Consider the following 18,889-nt stretch of genomic DNA (forward strand, 5'->3'; position numbering starts at 1 on the left):
CGCGCCCAGCCGGAACGCAAATATTTAGCTTTTAGGCGATGCGAGGTGGTGCGATGCGGCCGAGCGCCGCCGCGACCAGGCCGTCGGTGTAGGCCGCGGACAGGTCCGAGGGACGGAACAGGATCCGGTACATCAGAGGGGCGACGACGACGTCCAGCAGGGTTTCCACGTCGGGCACCGCCTCCCCGCGCCCGGCCGCGCGCACGCCGATGGCCTTCAACTGCTCGGCGGCGTAGTCGGAGCAGCGGACCGCGTTGCCCTGCTCCGGGTCGCCCAGCAGGGCGTCGCGGATGTACGTGCGCCCGGCCGTCGAGCCCATCTCCTCGGCGAACTGCACGGCCCACGCCTCCAGGTCCGCCCGAAGGCTGCCCTGGTCGGCCGGCGGCACGTCGGGGCGCAGCCGCTCCACGGCCACGTCGGACAGCAGTTCCCGCAGGTCCCCCCAGCGCCGGTAGACGGTGGACGGCGTCACCCCCGCGCGGGCGGCGATCAGCGGCACGGTGAGCGCGTCCCGGCCCACCTCCGCCTCCAGATCACGGACGGCCTGGTGCACGGACTGCTGGACACGGGCGCTGCGCCCGCCGGGGCGGGTGGTCGGTCGCGAACTCATGACACCAGCTTAAGGCGAAGAAGTTGCGTACCGCCGGGCGCGGTACTGATCGGCGCCGCCGCAGCGGCGCTCGGAGAGACTGCCGGGATGGCCGCCGACTCCCCCGGCTGCTGCGCGCCGACGCCGCCGCCCGCAACGCGGAGAAGATCATCCGAGCTGCCCGGGCGGTCTTCACCGAACAGGGCCCCGAGCGGCGGGCTGAGCCCGCGTGCCCCCGTCCGCGGCTGCGGACGGGGGCACGGTCGACCAGGACGCCCGGACCGGCGGAGCCGGCCACCCGGGCGGTCGGGGTCAGTACCGCTGGGCCTGGACCACCCGCGGAACGAGGGCCTGGTCCCGGTCGAGCGAGCTGAATGCCGTGGGCGTGGCGGTCGCACCCGCCGCGAGGTCCTTGACGTTCAAGTAGGTCGTGTCGACGACCTTCCCGCTCTGGTCCGAGAACTCCACCTTGATCGCGTACGAGGCCTTGGCAGAGGTGCTGTTGAGCACCGTCACCAGCGCCGCGTTGAAGCCCGCCGCCTGTGCCTTCGGCAGTCCCGTGATCGTGACGTCCGAGATCGCGTTCCCCGCGCCCTGCGTCTTGTCCAGTACGGCCTTGGATTCGTCGCGTCCGGCGGCGATCTGCGCCGAGACGGAAGCCTCGAACGAGGCCGCCGCGGCCGACGCGGAGGCCGCGGCGGCCGACACCGACTCCAGCACCGACGCCTTCGCCGATGCGAGCGCCGAAGGAAGCTCCCCGGAGAAGGAGCTCGCCTCCGGCTGGCGCGGACTCGCCGTCGCCGAGGAGCCGGACGGGGACGGGGAGGAGGACGAGCAGCCGGCGGCCACCAGAACCGCGCACCCGAGCACGGCCGCCACCAGCGCCGTACGCCGGTGGGCGCCGGTGGCCGCGGGACGAGTGTGTAGCAACCGAGCCATCAGAATCCGCCTCCGTGTCGTCGGCCGAACCACCAGCGGTCCGGACCTGCTCTTCAACCATCGGCGCCCGGGCTCCGGACCTTGCGCGGCCCCGGGCGTATTCACCCGGTCCGCAGACGCCGCGACCGGACGACCCGCACCCGATCCCGGCCCGGGCGCGGCCACGGCCGGGGCCCGGTGCGGGACGGCAGGTCGGCTCAGACCTCCTCCTCCATGCCGATGGCCTCTTCGAGCGCCGTGCGGGCATCGCCCGGGTCACGCCCGTCGATCTGCCGCAGCAGACCGGTGGCGATCGCGTCCAGCTTGCGCTGGACGGCGTGCTCCGCGCGGCGTTCGGCGTTCTTCAGCAGGGTCAGGAGCAGCAGGTTGAGCGCGGTCATGATGTCCCCGACCAGGATCTGCCACTCCAGGGACAGTCCTGCCGCGTGGACGGCCGCGAAGGCGAGCACCAGGAGCACGGAGAAGAGGTAGAAGAGCGGGGAACTGGTGAGGTTCGAGGCGGCTTCCGCGAACCGTTCGAACCGGCCCCGCCCGTCACGGCTGCGCTCGGACGGATGACGGAGAGCCATGGTCCCGTGTCCTCCCGGTCTGCGGCCCGGCCGATCCGGCGTCGGATGTACGGCCGGCTTTCGCCAGCGTCACCGCCCGGCCTGCTGTTCGCACGCGGCGCTGAGCCGACGAGCCCCACCTCGCCACCCGGTCGGGCGCGCGACCGGCACCGCGCCGGACGGCCGTGCCGGCAGGCCTACAGGTCGGAGGACGGCGGGAAGCGGTCCCACACCCGGTGGCCGGCGAGCAGCTCGATGAGCGGTCGCACTGCCTCGTCCGGTCCGAGGCCCGCGAGGACGCCGGGGGCGTTGGTGGCGATGCCCGCGGCCTGCAGCGCGCTCTGCCCGCCCGCCACGGCGACGAGGGGCTTGGAGTGGCGGTAGGCCTCGGTGAGCATGAGCACCAGCCGGGGGTCGATGCCGGAGGAGTCCGGCTGCGGGGTGCCCGCCTTGGCGTCGCGGGCGGGGTTCGCGCCCCGGGCCGGGACCGGGGCGCCGACCAGCACGACCGCGTCGAACTCCACCGAGCGGGCGGTGTCGAACGTCCGCTGCACGGCGAGGGGCTCGCCGTCGCCACCCGTCCGCAGCTCGCCCCCGACGCCGGCGATCACCAGGGGGACCAGGCCGGCCGAGAGCACGGCCCGGCGCACGGTGGCCAGCGCTCCGTGGTCGTTCCCGGCGACCAGGCCCACGACCCGCCCGTCCACCGGCCAGGTCCGGCCGAGCTGGGAGAGGGCGGGACTGGGCTGCACCGGTGCGGGCGGCTCGGTGGGCTCGGGCACGGGCAGGCCGAGGCCGGCGGCCACCTGGGCGCACAGGTCGGCGTCGATCCGGGCCAGCACCTGGAGGCCGCGCTCCTTGACGGCCTGCTCGTAGCACTTGCCGAGTTCGAAGGTGTACGCGGCGATGATGTGCTCGCGCTCCACCGGGCTCATGCTCGCCCAGAACAGGCGCGGCTGGCTGAAGTGGTCCGCGAACGACGCCGGTGCCTCGCGCACCTTGGCGGCGGCGGCCACCGGCGTCGGGTACTCGATGAAGGCGTGCTCTCCGGCCCCGGCGAAGAACGGGCAGCCGCCGTCGAGCGAGTTCGGCTTGTAGGGCGCGACGCCGGAGTGGACGGCGTGCTGGTGGAACCCGTCGCGCAGCATGTCGTTGACGGGGGCGTGGGTGCGGTTGATCGGGATCTGGGCGAAGTTCGGGCCGCCCAGCCGGGTGATCTGGGTGTCGAGGTAGGAGAACAGGCGCCCCGACAGCAGCGGGTCGTCGGTGATGTCGATCCCCGGCACCAGATGCCCCGGGTGGAACGCGACCTGCTCGGTCTCGGCGAAGAAGTTGGTGGGATTGGCGTTGAGGGTGAGCAGCCCGACCGGGCGCACCGGTGCGAGCTCCTCCGGCACGATCTTGGTCGGGTCGAGGAGGTCGATGCCCTCGAAGGTCTGCTCGGGGGTGTCGGGGAAGGTCTGGATGCCCAGCTCCCACTGGGGGAAGGCCCCGGCCTCGATCGCGTCCGCGAGGTCCCGGCGGTGGAAGTCCGGGTCCGCCCCGGCGACCAGCTGGGCCTCCTCCCAGACCATGGAGTGCACGCCGAGCTTGGGCTTCCAGTGCCACTTGACGAGGGTGCTCGCGCCGTCCGCGTTGACCAGGCGGAAGGTGTGGATGCCGAAGCCCTCCATGGTGCGGAAGGAGCGCGGGATGCCCCGGTCGGACATGTTCCACAGGGTGTGGTGGGTGGCTTCGGTGTGGAGGGTGACGAAGTCCCAGAAGGTGTCGTGCGCGGACTGGGCCTGCGGGATCTCCCGGTCCGGGTGGGGCTTGGCCGCGTGGACGACGTCGGGGAACTTGATCGCGTCCTGGATGAAGAACACCGGGATGTTGTTCCCGACCAGGTCGAACACGCCCTCGGAGGTGTAGAACTTCGTCGCGAAGCCGCGGGTGTCCCGGACGGTGTCCGCGGAGCCGCGCGAGCCGAGCACCGTGGAGAAGCGCACGAACACCGGCGTCTCGACGTCCTCGGCGAGGAACGCGGCCTTGCAGACGGCTCCGGCCGTCCCGTACCCGCGGAAGACGCCGTGCGCGGCCGCGCCCCGGGCGTGGACGACGCGCTCGGGAATGCGCTCGTGGTCGAAGTGGGTGATCTTCTCGCGCAGGTGGTGGTCCTGCAGCAGCACCGGGCCGCGGGGGCCGGCCTTGAGGGAGTGGTCGCTGTCGGGCAGTCGGGCGCCCTGCGCGTTGGTCAGGAACTGGCCGTTCTGGGAGCGGACGGTCGCTCCGGCGCCCGTGTCACGGCCGGTCGCGGTGACCGGCCGGGGCGCGGCCTGGTCGGGCTTGGGAGGCAGCGGACCGTTCGGCTCGACGGGCTCCGCGACGCTCGGCGAGGCCGCGCCGGGCGCTCCGGGGATCTCCGGACGCTCCCCGGAGGCCGCGTTCTGGACGACGTCCACGACCTTGTCGGCGATCTTCTTCAGCGGGCCGGGCTCTTGCATGCGATGGACTCCTCGTTCTCGGGGCTGCCCTCCTCGGGTAACCCCGGCCCCGTCCGGACAAACGGTTCGCCCGGATCCGGCCCCGGGCGCCCGGCGTGTTCCCGCGACCGGCGGCACCCGGGCGGAGCACCGGCCCACACCGGCGGTGCCGCCCGGCGGCTCGCCCGAGGCCGTGGCCAGGTCCGAACTCCGAAGTCCGAAGTCCGAAAGATTTATTGCGCAGTTTTCATTGCGCAACTTTCCTTTCCTGTCTACGATTGGAGGCATGCCCGAAATCCCCGAGCCGGAGCTGATCACCGATCTCTCCCGCCTCAAGGCGTTCACCAACCCCCTGCGGATGCAGCTCTACCGCCTGCTCTACGCGGCCGGCACCGCCACCGCCTCGCAGCTCGCCGAGCAGGTCGACCAGGCGCCGTCCCTGGTCAGCTACCACCTGCGCAAGCTGGCCGAGCTCGACTTCGTCGTCGAGGCGACCGGCCAGAGCACCGACGGGCGGGAGCGGTGGTGGCAGGTCGCCTCCGAGCAGGGCTGGGGCTTCCGCGAGTCGGACCTCACCGGTACGCCCGAGGGCGCGGCGGCGGTCGGCGCCGTCACCCGCGGCCTGCTGGACAGCCGCGCCGCCCAGGTCCGCACCTACCTGGACCAGGGCGCCGCCTGGGGCCGGGAGTGGACGGACGCGGCCTTCACCTCCGAGTGGCTGCTCGATCTCACCGCCGCCGAACTCGCCGAACTGAACGACGAGTTGCAGGCCCTGGGCCGCCGCTGGCGGGAGCGCGGCAAAGCCGCCAAGGCGGCCGGTGACAGCGCGAACCGCGAGCACGTGTCCGTCCACCTGTACGGCTTCCCGTTCCGCCCCTGACGCATCCGCCGATCCACAGGAGCCCGCCGCCATGGCCACGTCGGTGACACCGCGGTCCATACGCCCCGCCCTGCCCGCGCACCGCGACGCCAACGTGCTGCGCTGGCTCGCCGCCTACACCGCCTCGCTGGTCGGCGACACCGTCTACTTCCTCGCCCTCGGCTGGTCGGCCCAGAAGGCCGTCGGCCCGACCGAGGTCGGCCTGGTGATGGCCGCCGGTGCGCTGCCCCGGGCGGTGCTGATGCTGGGCGGTGGGGTGGTCGCCGACCGCCTCGACCCGCGGCGGGTGATCCTCGGCAGCGACGCGCTGCGCTGCCTGCTCATCCTCGCCGTCGCCGCCGCCGTCGCCCTGACCACGCCCGCTCTGTGGCTGCTGGTCGCGGTCGCCCTGGTCTTCGGCGCGGTCGACGCCCTGTTCGTCCCGGCCGTCGGCGCCCTGCCGCCCCGGATCACCGGCGCCGACCAGCTGGCCCGGGTCACCGGTCTGCGCTCGCTCGCGATGCGCCTCGGCCAGGTGGCGGGCCCGCCGATCGGCGGCCTGGCCATGGGCCTCGGCGGGCCGGCCGTCGCCTTCACCGTCGCGGGCGGGCTGTTCGCCCTGTCGCTGCCCCTGCTGCTGTCCGTGCGGATCCGGCCGCTGGACCCGCCCGACGGCGGGGCCGCGCCCGGCGGCTGCGGCACCGCCCGCGCCGAGCTGCTCGACGGCCTGCGCTACATCCGGCGCCACCGCCTGCTCGGACCGCTGGTCCTGGTCGGCGCCGTCTGCGAACTCGGTCTCGTCGGCACCCTCAACGTCGGCATGGTGCTCCTCAACGCCGAACGCGGCTGGGGGCCGTCCGGCCTCGGCCTGATCGTCGCCTGCTTCGGCGCGGGCGCCGCCGCCGGCGCGACCTTGCTCGCCGTCGCCGGCCGACTGCCCCGGGCGGGCCTCACCATGGCCGTCACCCTGCTGCTCGGCAGCCTCGGCGCGGCCGCCATCGGCGTGGCCCCCACCCTCTGGTCGGCCGCCGTGCTCGCCGCGTTCGTCGGCCTGAGCGCGGGCGTCTTCGGCAGCCTGGACGGCGCCCTCGTCCAGACCACCGCCGACCCCGCCTACCTCGGCCGGGTCACCTCCGTCGTGATGCTCACCATGGTCGGCATCGCCCCGCTGAGCTACCCGGCGGTCGGCGCCGCCATCGGCGCCTGGGGCACCGCCCCGGTCTTCCTCGCCTGCGGCGGCCTCTCCTGCCTCGGCGCCGCCCACGCCCTGGCCTGCCGCCCGGTCCGGCAGGCCGAACTGCCCCGGCGCGTGCGCTGAGCGTCCTCGCCGACGGTTCCGGTCACCGCGCCGCGCCCGGTCGGCGCCCGTACTCCGTGAGGGCCAGCACGCCGGCGCCCCGGACCGGTGTGTCCGGTCCGATCGAACCGGGGTCGAGGCTCAGCTCCCCGGCCAGGCGGGGTGCCAGTTCGAACAGCTCCCACACCCACTCGTCGGCCTGCTCCTCGGAGTCCACGTGGCCCGACCCCAGCGGAGGCAGCCCCAGTTCGGCACGCCGCCGCTGCTCGTAGGGCAGCGGCGCACCCAGCTCCAGATGCGCGGTCTCCTCGCCCGGGACGTAGCCGAACCGCCGTACGGCCACGCCCTGTTCGGCGACCAGGATCGCCGAGCCGTCGTTCTGCGCGCTGGACCAGTCCTCGTCCCGGCTACAGCCCGGGTTCGTACGGGGCGATGCCGACGATGAGGATCTCGCGCCGGCCGTCGCCCTCCTCGTCACCGAGACGGACCGGGCCGACGTAGTGGCTCACCCGCCGGTCGTGCACTCCGTAGCCGTCCAGGGGCTCGGTCAGGAAGAACCGGTCGTGAACGGCCCCGGGGGGCAGGTCATCGGGTTGCCGACCGGCGCTCTCCGGAGTGGCGATGACGTTCTCGCCGCCCTCGACGTTGCGCCGCCCGACGAGGTGGGCGAAGGTGAACGTCGCCGGCGAACCCCCGTCCTGGTGCAGGCAGTTCGGCGAGGACACCGCGACCTGCTCGCGGTCCCGCACGGCGAGCGCGATCAGGTGGACGCCCACGTAGACGGGGACGCGGTGCAGGTCATCCAGCCACAGGGCGTGATCGAGATCGGCCCGGATCAGGGCGTCCAGCAGGCGGTTGCGGTGCAGGGCTGGCGGGATGTCGGGCAGCCGACGGCGCATCCGCGGGTACTCGGGGTTGTGCTCGTCCTGCCAGTACTCGGTGGCGGTGCCGAACTCGTCGTCGGGAGCGCCCGGGATGTAGGACAGCTCCCCGGTCCACGGCAGGTGGACGGCGTGGGAGTAGCGGCGGAACCGGTTGGTCCGCCGTGCGTACGGGTCCGGGGGCAGGTCGCGGTAGGCGTCCGCGAGGCCGACGAAGTCCGCCGCCAGCGCCTCGGTGTCGATACCGAGATCGGCGGCGCTCAACCGGGCGTAGCCGTCACGACGTACTCGCCCGTCCCGTTCCGCCGCCGGGGCCGCGGACGGCCGGGCCATGACACGGGGCACGATCACAGGGTCCTCCCGAAGTCGACCGGACGGTTCTCGTCTCGGCACGGAGCGGCCGGTGCGGTCCGGTGCTCGAAGCCGCCCCGGGCACGCGTCTACCGCCGCGAGAACGGGCCAAACCCTCCCGGTGCGGACCGGACGCGGCGCACTTCGCGGCACCCGGCGCGGCGCCGGTCGTCCGACGGCCTGGCCGTGGCCGGGGTACCCGGCCACGGCCGTCAGGCCTCCGTAAGGCGTCCGACGAGCGGATCACGCCTCCTCCGATCCGTCCGTCTCCTCCAACTCGTCGGGTCCGAGCCGGCGCGCCCGGCCCGGCTCTGCGGTGGTCGCGTCCCCCTGGTCCTCGACCGGGTCCTCGGGGGCCTGCCCGGACGCACCGGCCCCGCCCGGTCCGTCGTCGCCCCGGCCGTTCGTCCCCGGAGCGCGGGGATCGTCGCGGCCGTCCTGGTCGGAGCCGTGGTGCAGCGGAACACCTCCGGCGCCTCCCTGCGCGATGTCGTTCACCGTTGCCTCCTCGTCCCGTACCGGTTCCTTCGGTCGCATCGCGCGTTCCCCAACCGCGGCCGGGGAATCCTCACGCACCGCTACCACCCGCGAGCGGGCCCCACCCCGGGCGCACGCCAGGCCACCGGCCGCGGATTGGCCCGCGACAAGGTCTCCGTGCGTCGCTACCCTCGGCCTGACAACCGATCAACGGAGAACCCGCATGCACCCCGACCTCGCCGCCGACCTCGACCAACTGCCCGCCCTCCTGGAGGAGGCGCGGCAGCGGGCGGTCGGCTTCCTCGCCGGACTCGACGAGCGGCCGGTGATCCCGCCGCAGGCCGACCGGCCGACGCCGGCGGGGCCGCTGCACGAGGACGGCGGGGGCCTGCGGGCGGCCCTGGCCGAGTTCGGCGAGCGCTGGGAGCCGCGGCTGTCGGCCAGTGCCGGGCCGCGCTACTTCGGGTTCGTGACGGGCGGGGCGACCCCGGCCGCGCTGGTCGGCGACTGGCTCACCGCCACCGCCGACCAGAACTCCAACTCCTCGCTGGACCCGGCCGGTCAGCATCTGGAGCGGGAGACGGTCGGCTGGCTGCGCGAACTCTTCGGGCTCTCCCCCGCGCACAGCGGCACCTTCGTCAGCGGCGCCACCATGTCCAACACCGTGGGGCTGGCGATCGCCCGGGAGTGGCTGGGCGAGCGGCTCGGGGTGGACGTGGCCGAGGACGGGGTCGCCGCGCTGGGGCGGGTGCGGGTGCTGTCGGGCAGTGCGCACTCCAGCGTGTCCAAGGCGCTGTCCGTACTGGGCCTCGGCCGTACCGCGCTGACCGCCGTCCCCGCCCTGCCCGGCCGGGAGGCCGTGGACGTGGCGGCGCTGGAGCGGGCCCTCGCCGAGGCCGACGGCCCGTGCATCGTGGTCGCCAACGCGGGCACCGTGAACACCGTCGACTTCGACGACCTGCGCGCGATCGCCGCGCTCCGCGAACGGTACGACTTCTGGCTGCACGTCGACGCGGCCTTCGGCGCCTTCGCGGCCCTCTCCCCGGAGCACGCGGAGCTGGTCGCCGGGCTGGACCGGGCCGACTCGGTCTGCGTGGACCTGCACAAGTGGCTCAACGTGCCCTACGACAGCGCCGTGCAGTTCACCCGCCGCCGCGACCTCCAGGCCCGGGTCTTCCAGAACGCCGCCGCCTACCTCGGCCCGATCGGCGAGCACCCCGACCTCGTGCACCTCACCCCGGAGAACTCGCACCGGCTCCGCGCCCTGGCCGCCTGGTTCACCCTGCGCGCCTACGGCCGGGCCGGCCACCGCGAGATCGTGGAGCGCTGCACCACCGGCGCCCACGCGCTCGGCGAGGCGATCGGCGCGATCGAGGGCCTGCGACTGCTCGCCCCGGTACGCCTCAACGTGGTGTGCTTCACCCTCGCCGAGGACCCGACGCCCGAGCGCCTCGCCGCCCTCGCCGCCGAGATCTCCGACGAGGCCTTCCTCACCCCCACCCGCTACGCCGGCCTGCCTGCCCTGCGCGCCGCGTTCAGCAACTGGCGCACCACGGAGGCGGACGTGCGGCGGACGGCCGAGGCGCTCGCCGTGGCCGTCCACAAGCTCGGGACCGCCTGACCCGCGCGGCGGGCGGCGGGCAGCGGCGGGAGGCGGGGGTCAGCGGCCGTCGTGCGGTACTCCTTCGCTTCGGATCAGCACTCGGTGACGGATCGTCACACTCCGTCGTCTCCAAACCCTGGCCCCGGGCGGCCGCCGCCACGGGCGGTTCCCCGGACCCCCGCCCTTCGGGGTCAACGGGTGCGACACGCCTGCCGGGTCTTGACCTTCACACCGGTGTGAAGCCCGATGATGGCCCGCATGACCACCACTGCTCACGATCCTCACGCCCTGCTCGCGCAGAGCCGCCTCGGCATCCTCGCCACCATCAAGGCGGACGGACGGCCCCAGCTCTCCCCGATCATGCCCTTCTACGACCGCGAGGCGAACGTCATCCTGATCTCCACCCGGGAGGGGCTGGCAAAGACCGCCAACCTGCGCCGGGACCCGCGGGTCAGCCTGGAGGTGACCGGGCCGGACGGTCGGTCCTGGGCCACCGCCGAGGGTGTCGCCACCCTCACCGGCCCGGGCACCGACCCGCACGGACCCGAGGTCGACGCGCTGGTGGACTACTACCGCCGGGCCGCCGGGGAGCACCCGGACTGGGCGGAGTACCGCGAGACGATGGTCGCCGACCGTCGGGTGCTGCTCACCATCCCGGTCGACCACGTGTACGGCGCAAGGATCTGACCGCTCGTCGGGCCTCCTCCGGCCGTCCGCTCGCCCGGCCGTCCGCTCCTCCGGCCGTCCGGCCACCGGCACGGGGTTCCGGTGGCCGGAGCGGCGGACGGACCGCCCTGCGGGATCCGTCGCCGGTCAGCCCAGGGTCGCCGTGACGACGGTGGCGTCCAGCTCCTCCGCGCGGCTCACCCCCGCCGTCAGACCGGCCGCCCGCGCCACCGCCAGCGCGCCGTCCGCCTGCCGCTCGCTGGTCTCGAACAGCAGCGCCCCACCGGCCGCCAGCCACCGGGGCGCCGCCGCGGCCACCCGGCGCAGCACGTCCAGCCCGTCCGGCCCACCGTCCAGCGCGGGCCGCGCCTCGTGCAACCGCGCTTCGGGCGGCAGCAGTTCGATGTCGCCGGTCGGCACGTACGGGACGTTGGCGATCAGCACCTCCACCCGGCCGAGCAGCGCGTCGGGCAGGGCGGCGAACAGATCACCCTCGAAGACCCCGGCGCCCGTCCCGGCCAGATTGCGGCGGGCACAGCGGACGGCCACCGGGTCCAGGTCGGCCGCGTACAGCTCGACGGGGTGACCGGCCGTGGCCGCGACGGCGGCCCCGAGTGCGCCGCTGCCGCAGCACAGGTCGACCACCACCGCGCCGGGTCCGGCGAGCCTGGCGGCCTCGGCGGCCAGGAACTCGCTGCGCCGACGTGGGACGAACACGCCCGGGTCGACGGCGATCCGCAGACCGGCGAACTCGGCCCAGCCGACGACGTGTTCGAGCGGCCGCCCCTGGGCGCGGGCGCGGACCATTCCGGCGAGCTCGGCGGTCGTGGTGGCGGCGGTGAGCAGGATGCGCGCCTCGTCCTCAGCGAACACGCAACCGGCGGAGCGCAGTTGGGAGACGACCGAGGAACGGAGAGCGGCGGAGGAGAAGACGGGCAAGGGGACCCCTTGGGGACGACGGGAGGAGAACGGAGGACTCCGTCAGGGCTCCCGCCAGGGCCGACGCCGCGTCGGTGCACCCGCGCTACGCGCGCGGTGCGCCCGCACGGCCGCGCTCCGGGAGCACCCGCTCGGACATACCGGTAATGGGTCTCACCTCCCTGGCTCGCGGTCGTGTTCAGCGTCGGTACCCTACCGCACCCGCCCCGCCCGCGATCAAACACCGCATGCGATCAACCCCCGCGTGCGATCACCCCCCGTGCGATCAACCTCCTTGCCCCGGCCCGGGCTCCCGGTCAGGACACCGGGGCCGAGGCGCTCCGGCCGCGGGCTCGGCGGCTGGCTCAGCCGAGGAAGTCGGCCACCAGCACGGCGAACTCCTCCGGGGTGCTGATCGCCACCCCGAGCTCCTCCGCCTTGGCGCGCTTGGAGCCCGCCTTCTCGCCCGCGACCAGCAGGCTGGTGCGCTTGGACACCGAGGAGGAGGCCTTGCCGCCCGCGCGCTCGATCAGCTCGTTCATCTCGTTGCGGGAGAGTTCGGCCAGGGCGCCGGTCATGCTGCCGGTGACCACCACGCTCTGCCCCGCCAGCGGACCGGCCGCCGCGCCGCCGACCGCCACGCCTTCGCCCGTGACGGCTTCCCCGGTGACGCCCTCGCCCGAGACGGCCGCAGCCAGGCCGGCCGCAGCCGCCGCGACGACCGGCTCGGACACCTGCGTCCCCACGCCCTGCTCCACCAGACGGTCCAACAGGCCCGCCACCTCGGCGAGTTCGGCGACGATCACGGCCGCCTTCTCCACCCCGATGCCGTCCACGCCGGCCAGCGCCACGGCGTCGGCGGCCCGGATCGCGGCCATGCTGCCGAAGTGGGCGGCGATCCGGCGCGACATCGTCCGTCCGGTGCCCCGGATGCCGAGCGCGCAGAAGACCCGGTTCAGCGGGCGGGTGCGGGCGGTCTCGATGGCGGCGAGCAGCTTGTCGGCGCTGGTGTCGCCCATCCGCTCCAGGGTGAGCAGCTGCTCCTTGGTCAGGGTGAACAGGTCGGCGAGGTCAGCGACCAGTCCGGCCTCGACCAGTTGGACGGCCCGGGTGCCGCCGAGGCCCTCGATGTCGAGCTGGTCGCGCCCGGCCGCGTAGATCACCGCGGCGACGGCCTGGCAGCCCCGGCCGCGCACGCAGCGCCAGCGCTGCTCGGCGCGGTCGATGGCGTCGCCGCAGCGCGGGCAGACCTCGGGGAAGGTGATCGGCTGCTCGGCGCCGGTGCGCTCGTCCACCAGCGGCGCCTCGACCCGCGGGATGACGTCCCCGGCGCGGTAGACGAAGACCTGGTCGCCGATCATCAGCCCGCGGCGCTCGATGTCGGCGGGGTTGTGCAGTGTCGCGTAGGTGACGGTGACGCCGTCGATCACCACCGGGTCGAGCACCGCGCGGGGCGCGATGATGCCGGTGCGGCCGACGTTCCACTCCACCCCGAGCAGTCGGGTGACCTTGTGCTGGGCCTGGAGCTTGCGGGCCACCGCCCAGCGCGGCGCCCGGGAGCCGGAGCCCGCCGCCTCCTGGTCGGCGACCGCGTCCGCCTTGACCACGACCCCGTCTATCCCGAACGGCAGGGCGGCGCGCAGGGCGGCGATCTCCTCGATCCGCCGCTCGGCCTCGGCGAGGGTGGCGCAGCGGAGCGGCGCGGCCTGGGTGCTGGCGGCGGTGTTGGCGCCGAGTTCGGCGAGGCGGGTGAGCAGTTCGGCGTGGCCGAGGCCGGGCAGGCCGTGGGCGTCGTAGCCGAAGAAGGTCAGCTCGACCCGGTAGGGGCGGTCCTTGGCGCGCAGGGTGCCGGCGGCGCCGCTGCGCGGGTGGGCGAAGGGGGTGGCGCCGTGGGCTGTGCGCACGGCGTTGGCCTGATCGAACTGCTCGTGGGTGAGCAGCACCTCGCCGCGCAGTTCGACGTCGAGCGGCTCGGCGAGCCGGGCGGGCAGGCCCAGCACGGCGTCGGCCGCGTGGGTGATGTCCTCCCCGGCCAGGCCGTCGCCCCGGGTGAGCACCTGGTGCAGGCGGCCCTTCCGGTAGCGGGCGGCGACCGCGAGGCCGTCCAGCTTGGGTTCGACGCACCAGGCGGCGACCGGCCGGCCGAGCCTGCGCTCCAGCCCTGCGGCCCAGGACTCCAGCTCCTCGGCGGAGAAGACGTTGTCGAGCGAGAGCATCGGCGTGCTGTGCGGGACGTCGCCCACGGCCGCGCCGCCGGCCACCTTGCCGGTGGGCGACTCGGGCAGCACCTGGTCGGGGTGCTCACGCTCGTACGCCTCGACCGCCCGGACCAGGGCGTCGTACTCGTCGTCCCCCAGCGTGGTCGAGCCGTCGGCGTAGTACGCCGCGGCGGCCCGTACGGCGGTGGCGACGGCGTCGGCGTAGGCCTCCGGAGAGGCGAGAGCGGCGGGGGTGGCCGTGGTGGCTGCGTCCTTCATACCGCCATCATGGCGAGCCGCACTGACATTCGACCTGTCCGCAGGATGGGCGCACACCGGGTGGGCCCGGGCGGGCCGGCTGCGGCGTTGTCGGCCTGGCGCGGCACCCGCCCGGAGGCGCCCGGCGGGACGAGTCAACACTCGCCGGCCCGGTGGGCGCCGGGCAGCAAATCCGGTACGGCGTCGGCCCGGCGGCCGTGGAAGCCCCCGCCTGCCCCACGAAGGTGCCGGGCGGCTGCTGGGCCGGACCGGTTGCCGCCTGCCACGTGCGGCCGTCGCGTCCGCGGTGAGGGCCGTCCGGATCACCACGCCCGATGGAGCGCGCGGTTTGTCGGCACAAAACAAACCGATCAGCCTTGTTTCCGGGCCCCGGTCTTGTCCCACGAGCGGGAGACCGCAAGCCGCTCAACCCGGCACCGACCAGGGGCACTTCCGGCCGCGCCCGAGCCGCTTCGGGCCGGCGCGGTCAGCCCACGCCGACTTCGTCCGCCACTCGGGCCGCCGCGACCTCTGCGGCCACCCGGGCGCCGCGGTCCGGCCCCATCTGCAGCGAGCCCAGCACGCCGGGCACCGCGACGCTCGGCATCAGGTGCTGGAACAGGCCGGACACCCGCTGCTCCAGGTCGGCCCGGCCGCAGAGCTTGTGCGACTGGACCTGAACACCCGTCCAGGCAGCGGTGATCAGCCACGCGGTGTCGGCCGGGACGACGTGCGGCAGCAACTCGCCACGCTCGCCGGCGGCGGCCAGCAGCGCTTCCATCCGGCTGATCCAGCCGGGGATCGCCCCACCGCCGAAGTCGTCGAACGCGTCGTGGCCGAGCGAGAGCCGGGCGCCGGCACTGAGTAGCGGGTTACGCGGCATCAGGTGCGCGACCACCATCCCGGTGTCCACGAACTCCTGGAGTTTGCAGTTGCGTTCCGGCACGCCGTCCTGGACGAACTGCTCCTCGACGACACCTTGCGCGAGATCACGCTTCGAGGCGAAATGGAAGTACACGGCACCGCGCGTCACGCCCGCCCGGGAGACCACCTCCCCGATGGTGGCGCCCTCGTACCCGAACTCGTCGAAGACCGACGCCGCGGCCTCCAGGATGAGCCGACGCGTCCGGAGCGCCCGTTCCTGCCGTACCACCGCAACCACCCCGCCCTGAGCTCCGGAAACAAAACCAAACACCCCGCATCTTAGCTACGGGCCGTTCACGCGCGACAAGACGATGTCGGATCATCAACTCCATTGCTCCCTCAGCCGCCACCCCCTCTGTGCGAGCCCCAACGGGCCGTCACCCCTGGGCTAGGAGCACCCGGAAGCCGGATTTCCTGGACGGTCCGCCGACGAGTACCCTCCCGCCGCGACCGACGAAAGCAAACCGAACGATCGGTTTCTTGTCGGCAGGCACTGCCCAAGGGAGTCCACAACCAATCGGTTGAATACGTGGCGCAGCCGGAGTACCGTTGTTCTCAACCAAGTGGTTGAGGATGAACAGAGGTGTGTGCGGTGGCCGTCGACCAGCTCTCCCGGGCGTTCGTCGCCCTGGCCGATCCGACCCGGCGCGACATCGTCGCCCGGCTCTCCGTCCGGGACGCGACCGTCGGCGAACTGGCGGAGTCCTACGCGATGTCCATGCAGGCCGTTTCCAAACACCTCAAGGTGCTGGAGGAGGCCGGGCTGGTCAGTCGCAGCCGGGACGCCCAACGGCGACCGTGCCACCTGGAGCCGCAGGTGTTCGACTTGATGACGAGCTGGATCGAGCGCTACCGCCGCCAGGCCGAGGCACGCTTCAGCCGCCTGGACGCCGTGCTCGCGGCCATGGGCGACAGCGACCCCGACCCGGACACCGACACACCCGCTGCCCCGGACCGCCGTCCGGCCCCGGACCCGCCCGGTCCGACGGATGCCGGCACCCGGTCCCACCGCGACCGACTGGAACCCGAACCCGAACCACACGCCGACCACAACCCCGCCCCCGAACCCGCCGAAGGAGCCCCGTCATGACCGCCAACCCCGCCCACGAGACCCGGATCGAAGCGGACCCGACGCTGCCCACCATCCGGATCGTCCGCGAGTTCGACGCCCCGCAGGAGCGGGTGTTCCGGGCCTGGATCGAACCCCAGCTGGTCGCCCAGTGGCTCGGCCCCGACGACCTCGACATGAAGATCGACGACTGGGACGGCCGCACCGGCGGCCACTACCGCTACTCCATGCACCGTGACGGCCAGGAGGTCGCCGCCTTCTACGGCTCCTTCCACGAAGTCCGCCCGGCCACCCGGCTCGTCCAGACCTTCACCTTCGAGGGCGTGCCGGACGGCGTCTCGCTGGACACCGCCGTCTTCGAACCCGTCGGCGAGGGCCGCACCCGCGTCACCGTGCTGTCGGTGGTCGACAGCCTGGCGGCCCGGGACGCGATCCTGGCCAGCGGCATGGAGCACGGCGTGGTCGAGGGCTACCGGAAGCTCGACGCCCTGCTGGCCGGCACATCCTCCTGAACGGCAGTCGCCCGCACCCCAGCCGTCCGAACCGCAGCCGTCCGCACCGCTGCGGCCCGAACCGCTGCCGCCCGCACGGCGTCGGCATCGGAACATCGGGCCCACCACCGCCGTCACGGCAGCACGGCCACCGCCTCCACCTCCACCAGCTGGTCGCTGTAGCCGAGCACGGTGACGCCGAGCAGGGTACTGGGGGCGTCGTGCTCCCCCAGGTACTCCCGGTACACGTTCCACACCTTCACCAGGTCCGCCTGATCGCTGGAGGCCACGTACACGGTGGTCCGGGCGATGTCCGTGAGCCCCGCGCCCGCGTCCTCCAGCACGGTTATCAGATTGCGCATCACCTGATGCGTCTGGCCCTCGTAGTCGCCGACGGCGACCGTACGCCCCTCCTCGTCCAACGGGCAGGCCCCGGCGAGCCAGAGCGAGCGGGCCGGGGCGTCGACGACCGCGGCGTAGGCGTAGTCGACGGCCGGGGTCAGACGGGCGCTGCGGACCAGCTTGACGGCGTTGCTCATAAGGCCCTCCAAGGATTGTGACCGAACGTTCGCGCTCATCGTTGGCCCCTCACGAACGAGCGTCAAACCGATTTACGGTGAACTCCCGGCCCCGCCAAGGCCCGTGTTCGCGTGATTCACCTGTGCGGGTGATGGCGGACCGAGCCGCCGGACCGCGATCCTGGTTCCCGCCCACGCCACCAGGGCGACCCGCACCGCGGCCGACGCCGCCGACAGCCCCCGGGAGCCGACCGATGGAGCACCAACCGCCCGGCCACGACCAGGCCTCCGGAGTCGGACGCCGCCGCGTACTCGGCCTCGCGCTCGGCGCGAGCCTCGTCCCGGCCCTCGGCCCCGCGGCCCAACCCGCCGACGCCGCGGCCCCGTCCGAGACCGCCGCCGCGCTGGGCCGGCGGGTCGCCGCCGTCGCCGCCGCGCAGATCGGCGTCCCGTACGCCTGGGGTGGCGGTGACCGACTGGGGCCGGGCCTCGGCTTCTGCGACCAGGACAACGGCTACCTCAACGGCGTGTGCCTGGGCGAGAGCACGGTCGGCTTCGACTGCAGCGGCCTGTCCCTCTACTGCTGGTACCGCGCCAGCCACGGGACCGTCGAGCTCGGCCACTACACCGTCGCCCAGTTCAACCGCGGCGCGCCGGTCGAGCGCGACGCCCTCGCCCCCGGCGACCTGCTGTTCTTCTCCCGCCCCGACGCGCCGCTGCACCACGTCGGCATCTACGCGGGCGACGGCGCGATGATCCACGCCGAGCGCACCGGCACGCTGGTCACGCAGGTGGAGAAGGCGCTCGACCTCCCGCGCTGGGCGGGCGAGTTCGCGGGCGCCCGCCGCCCGGCGCCGCCGACCGCCTGAGCTCACGCCGGCCCTCGCCGCAGCGCCGCCCCTTCGTTCACCCGCCGCAACAGCCCCTGCAGCACCCGCCGTTCATCCTCGTCCAGCGGCGCCAGCACCTCGTCCTGCACCGCCCGGGCCTGCTCCTCCAGTTCGGCCAGCAGCGCCCGCCCGGCTGCGGTGACGGAGACCGAGACCCGTCGCCGGTCCGCGAGGTCCCGGGTGCGTTCGACGTATCCGGCCGCGCCCAGCTGGTCGGCGACCTTCGCGAGGTCGCTCGGGTCGATGCCCAGCCGCCGCACCAGGTCCCGCTGGGCCTGCGGCCCGAAGTCGGCGAGCGCCGCGAGCACCGCCATGTCCCAGAGCCGCAGGCCCCGTTCGGACAACTGCTCGCCGAGCCGAGCCCGCGCGGTCCGGCCGATCCGGGCGAGCAGGAAGGTGCTGAGCTCCAGCAGGGTCGGCGGCAGCCCGTCGGAAGGCGCAGGGGTCTCGGAGGCCATGGCGGCATTCTAGGGTCTCTTCCTATAGTGGGTGTCGACCCACTACTTTCGACGCCAGGAGTTCGACCGTGGACGCCCTCTACCCGCGCCTGCTCGTCACCCGCTTCGCCGAGTGCTTCGACTTCTACCGCGCGGTGCTGCCCCCGCTCACCGGAGCCGACCTGGTCAGGGGCGCCCCCGAGGGCCCGTACGCCAACTGGGACGTCGAGGAGCAGGCCGCCCTGGCGCTCTACGACCGCGCCGCGATGGCCGCCGCCCTGGGCACCGACGGGCTGCCCGCCCACCCCACCGCCCCCGCTCAGGACGGCGCGATGCTGGTGTTCCGGGTCGACGACGTGGACAAGGCGCTCGCCCTCTGCCTCCGGCACGGCGGCGCGCTCGTCGCCCCGGCGACCGACCGCCCGGAGTGGGGCCCCACCCTGCGCAGCGCCCATCTACGCGACCCCGAGGGGTACTTGATCGAGCTGCAGTCCTACTGACCGTCCACGGCCCG

The 18,889-nt window shown here is 73.9% G+C and carries 20 protein-coding genes; 8 read left to right on the forward strand and 12 right to left on the reverse strand.

Annotated features, from left to right (window positions below):
- Positions 1–31: 31 nt before the first annotated feature.
- The 4 genes from ACZ6Z8_RS02505 to ACZ6Z8_RS02520 form a co-directional block, all read right to left on the reverse strand.
- Positions 32–610, reverse strand: coding sequence for a TetR/AcrR family transcriptional regulator (locus ACZ6Z8_RS02505; protein ID WP_465605550.1), 579 nt, complete (start codon positions 608–610; stop codon positions 32–34).
- Between the two features lie 291 nt (positions 611–901).
- Entirely contained in the window at positions 902–1,519 is a 618-nt protein-coding gene (locus ACZ6Z8_RS02510; RefSeq protein ID WP_465605552.1) for a hypothetical protein, read from the reverse strand.
- Between the two features lie 206 nt (positions 1,520–1,725).
- Positions 1,726–2,097, reverse strand: a complete 372-nt coding sequence (locus tag ACZ6Z8_RS02515) for a low affinity iron permease family protein (protein WP_465605554.1) — start codon at positions 2,095–2,097, stop codon at positions 1,726–1,728.
- Positions 2,098–2,273: 176 nt separating this feature from the next.
- A complete protein-coding gene (locus tag ACZ6Z8_RS02520; protein WP_465605556.1) occupies positions 2,274–4,559 on the reverse strand; it encodes a catalase in 2,286 nt (761 codons plus the stop codon).
- Between the two features lie 265 nt (positions 4,560–4,824).
- On the opposite strand from ACZ6Z8_RS02520, the gene ACZ6Z8_RS02525 reads away from it, so the two are divergent.
- Both ACZ6Z8_RS02525 and ACZ6Z8_RS02530 read left to right on the forward strand, forming a co-directional pair.
- On the forward strand, positions 4,825–5,418 hold the full coding sequence (locus ACZ6Z8_RS02525) for a helix-turn-helix domain-containing protein (protein ID WP_465605558.1): 594 nt from the start codon (positions 4,825–4,827) through the stop codon (positions 5,416–5,418).
- A 31-nt stretch (positions 5,419–5,449) separates the two neighbouring features.
- On the forward strand, positions 5,450–6,715 hold the full coding sequence (locus ACZ6Z8_RS02530) for an MFS transporter (protein WP_465605560.1): 1,266 nt from the start codon (positions 5,450–5,452) through the stop codon (positions 6,713–6,715).
- A gap of 22 nt (positions 6,716–6,737) precedes the next feature.
- Here the strand turns inward: ACZ6Z8_RS02530 and ACZ6Z8_RS02535 are convergent, their stop codons facing one another.
- The 3 genes from ACZ6Z8_RS02535 to ACZ6Z8_RS02545 all read right to left on the reverse strand — a co-directional run bounded on the left by ACZ6Z8_RS02535 (position 6,738) and on the right by ACZ6Z8_RS02545 (position 8,424).
- Entirely contained in the window at positions 6,738–7,037 is a 300-nt protein-coding gene (locus ACZ6Z8_RS02535) for a hypothetical protein (RefSeq protein WP_465605562.1), read from the reverse strand.
- Positions 7,038–7,101: 64 nt separating this feature from the next.
- Entirely contained in the window at positions 7,102–7,920 is an 819-nt protein-coding gene (locus ACZ6Z8_RS02540; protein WP_465605564.1) for a 2OG-Fe dioxygenase family protein, read from the reverse strand.
- Between the two features lie 249 nt (positions 7,921–8,169).
- Entirely contained in the window at positions 8,170–8,424 is a 255-nt protein-coding gene (locus ACZ6Z8_RS02545) for a hypothetical protein (RefSeq protein WP_465605566.1), read from the reverse strand.
- A gap of 202 nt (positions 8,425–8,626) precedes the next feature.
- Between ACZ6Z8_RS02545 and ACZ6Z8_RS02550 the strand changes: the two genes are divergently transcribed.
- Both ACZ6Z8_RS02550 and ACZ6Z8_RS02555 read left to right on the forward strand, forming a co-directional pair.
- Complete coding sequence (locus ACZ6Z8_RS02550) at positions 8,627–10,024, forward strand: pyridoxal phosphate-dependent decarboxylase family protein (protein ID WP_465605567.1); 1,398 nt, start codon at positions 8,627–8,629, stop codon at positions 10,022–10,024.
- Positions 10,025–10,264: 240 nt separating this feature from the next.
- Positions 10,265–10,693, forward strand: a complete 429-nt coding sequence (locus ACZ6Z8_RS02555) for a PPOX class F420-dependent oxidoreductase (RefSeq protein ID WP_465605569.1) — start codon at positions 10,265–10,267, stop codon at positions 10,691–10,693.
- A gap of 126 nt (positions 10,694–10,819) precedes the next feature.
- Here ACZ6Z8_RS02555 and ACZ6Z8_RS02560 read toward each other — a convergent pair whose 3' ends face one another.
- The 3 genes from ACZ6Z8_RS02560 to ACZ6Z8_RS02570 all read right to left on the reverse strand — a co-directional run bounded on the left by ACZ6Z8_RS02560 (position 10,820) and on the right by ACZ6Z8_RS02570 (position 15,199).
- Positions 10,820–11,611, reverse strand: coding sequence for a putative protein N(5)-glutamine methyltransferase (locus ACZ6Z8_RS02560; RefSeq protein ID WP_465605571.1), 792 nt, complete (start codon positions 11,609–11,611; stop codon positions 10,820–10,822).
- Positions 11,612–11,955: 344 nt separating this feature from the next.
- Entirely contained in the window at positions 11,956–14,067 is a 2,112-nt protein-coding gene (gene ligA, locus ACZ6Z8_RS02565) for an NAD-dependent DNA ligase LigA (protein WP_465605573.1), read from the reverse strand.
- Positions 14,068–14,533: 466 nt separating this feature from the next.
- Positions 14,534–15,199 (reverse strand): ScbR family autoregulator-binding transcription factor, encoded by a 666-nt coding sequence (locus tag ACZ6Z8_RS02570; protein ID WP_465605575.1) that lies wholly within the window; start codon positions 15,197–15,199, stop codon positions 14,534–14,536.
- A gap of 363 nt (positions 15,200–15,562) precedes the next feature.
- Between ACZ6Z8_RS02570 and ACZ6Z8_RS02575 the strand changes: the two genes are divergently transcribed.
- Both ACZ6Z8_RS02575 and ACZ6Z8_RS02580 read left to right on the forward strand, forming a co-directional pair.
- On the forward strand, positions 15,563–16,060 hold the full coding sequence (locus ACZ6Z8_RS02575; RefSeq protein WP_465605577.1) for an ArsR/SmtB family transcription factor: 498 nt from the start codon (positions 15,563–15,565) through the stop codon (positions 16,058–16,060).
- Positions 16,057–16,551 (forward strand): SRPBCC family protein, encoded by a 495-nt coding sequence (locus tag ACZ6Z8_RS02580; protein ID WP_465605579.1) that lies wholly within the window; start codon positions 16,057–16,059, stop codon positions 16,549–16,551. Before ACZ6Z8_RS02575 ends, ACZ6Z8_RS02580 begins: the two co-directional genes overlap by 4 nt.
- A 113-nt stretch (positions 16,552–16,664) precedes the next feature.
- Here the strand turns inward: ACZ6Z8_RS02580 and ACZ6Z8_RS02585 are convergent, their stop codons facing one another.
- A complete protein-coding gene (locus ACZ6Z8_RS02585) occupies positions 16,665–17,069 on the reverse strand; it encodes a RidA family protein (protein ID WP_465605580.1) in 405 nt (134 codons plus the stop codon).
- Positions 17,070–17,302: 233 nt separating this feature from the next.
- On the opposite strand from ACZ6Z8_RS02585, the gene ACZ6Z8_RS02590 reads away from it, so the two are divergent.
- Positions 17,303–17,917 carry a C40 family peptidase gene (locus tag ACZ6Z8_RS02590; RefSeq protein ID WP_465605582.1) on the forward strand — a complete coding sequence of 205 codons (615 nt, stop codon included), beginning with the start codon at positions 17,303–17,305 and terminating at the stop codon, positions 17,915–17,917.
- A gap of 2 nt (positions 17,918–17,919) precedes the next feature.
- Here ACZ6Z8_RS02590 and ACZ6Z8_RS02595 read toward each other — a convergent pair whose 3' ends face one another.
- Positions 17,920–18,396: a MarR family winged helix-turn-helix transcriptional regulator gene (locus ACZ6Z8_RS02595; RefSeq protein ID WP_465605584.1), complete on the reverse strand. Its 477-nt coding sequence runs from the start codon at positions 18,394–18,396 to the stop codon at positions 17,920–17,922.
- 68 nt (positions 18,397–18,464) lie between these two features.
- Between ACZ6Z8_RS02595 and ACZ6Z8_RS02600 the strand changes: the two genes are divergently transcribed.
- Entirely contained in the window at positions 18,465–18,875 is a 411-nt protein-coding gene (locus ACZ6Z8_RS02600; RefSeq protein WP_465605586.1) for a VOC family protein, read from the forward strand.
- Positions 18,876–18,889 lie beyond the last annotated feature (14 nt).

This window comes from Kitasatospora sp. NPDC101108 (assembly GCF_055584725.1).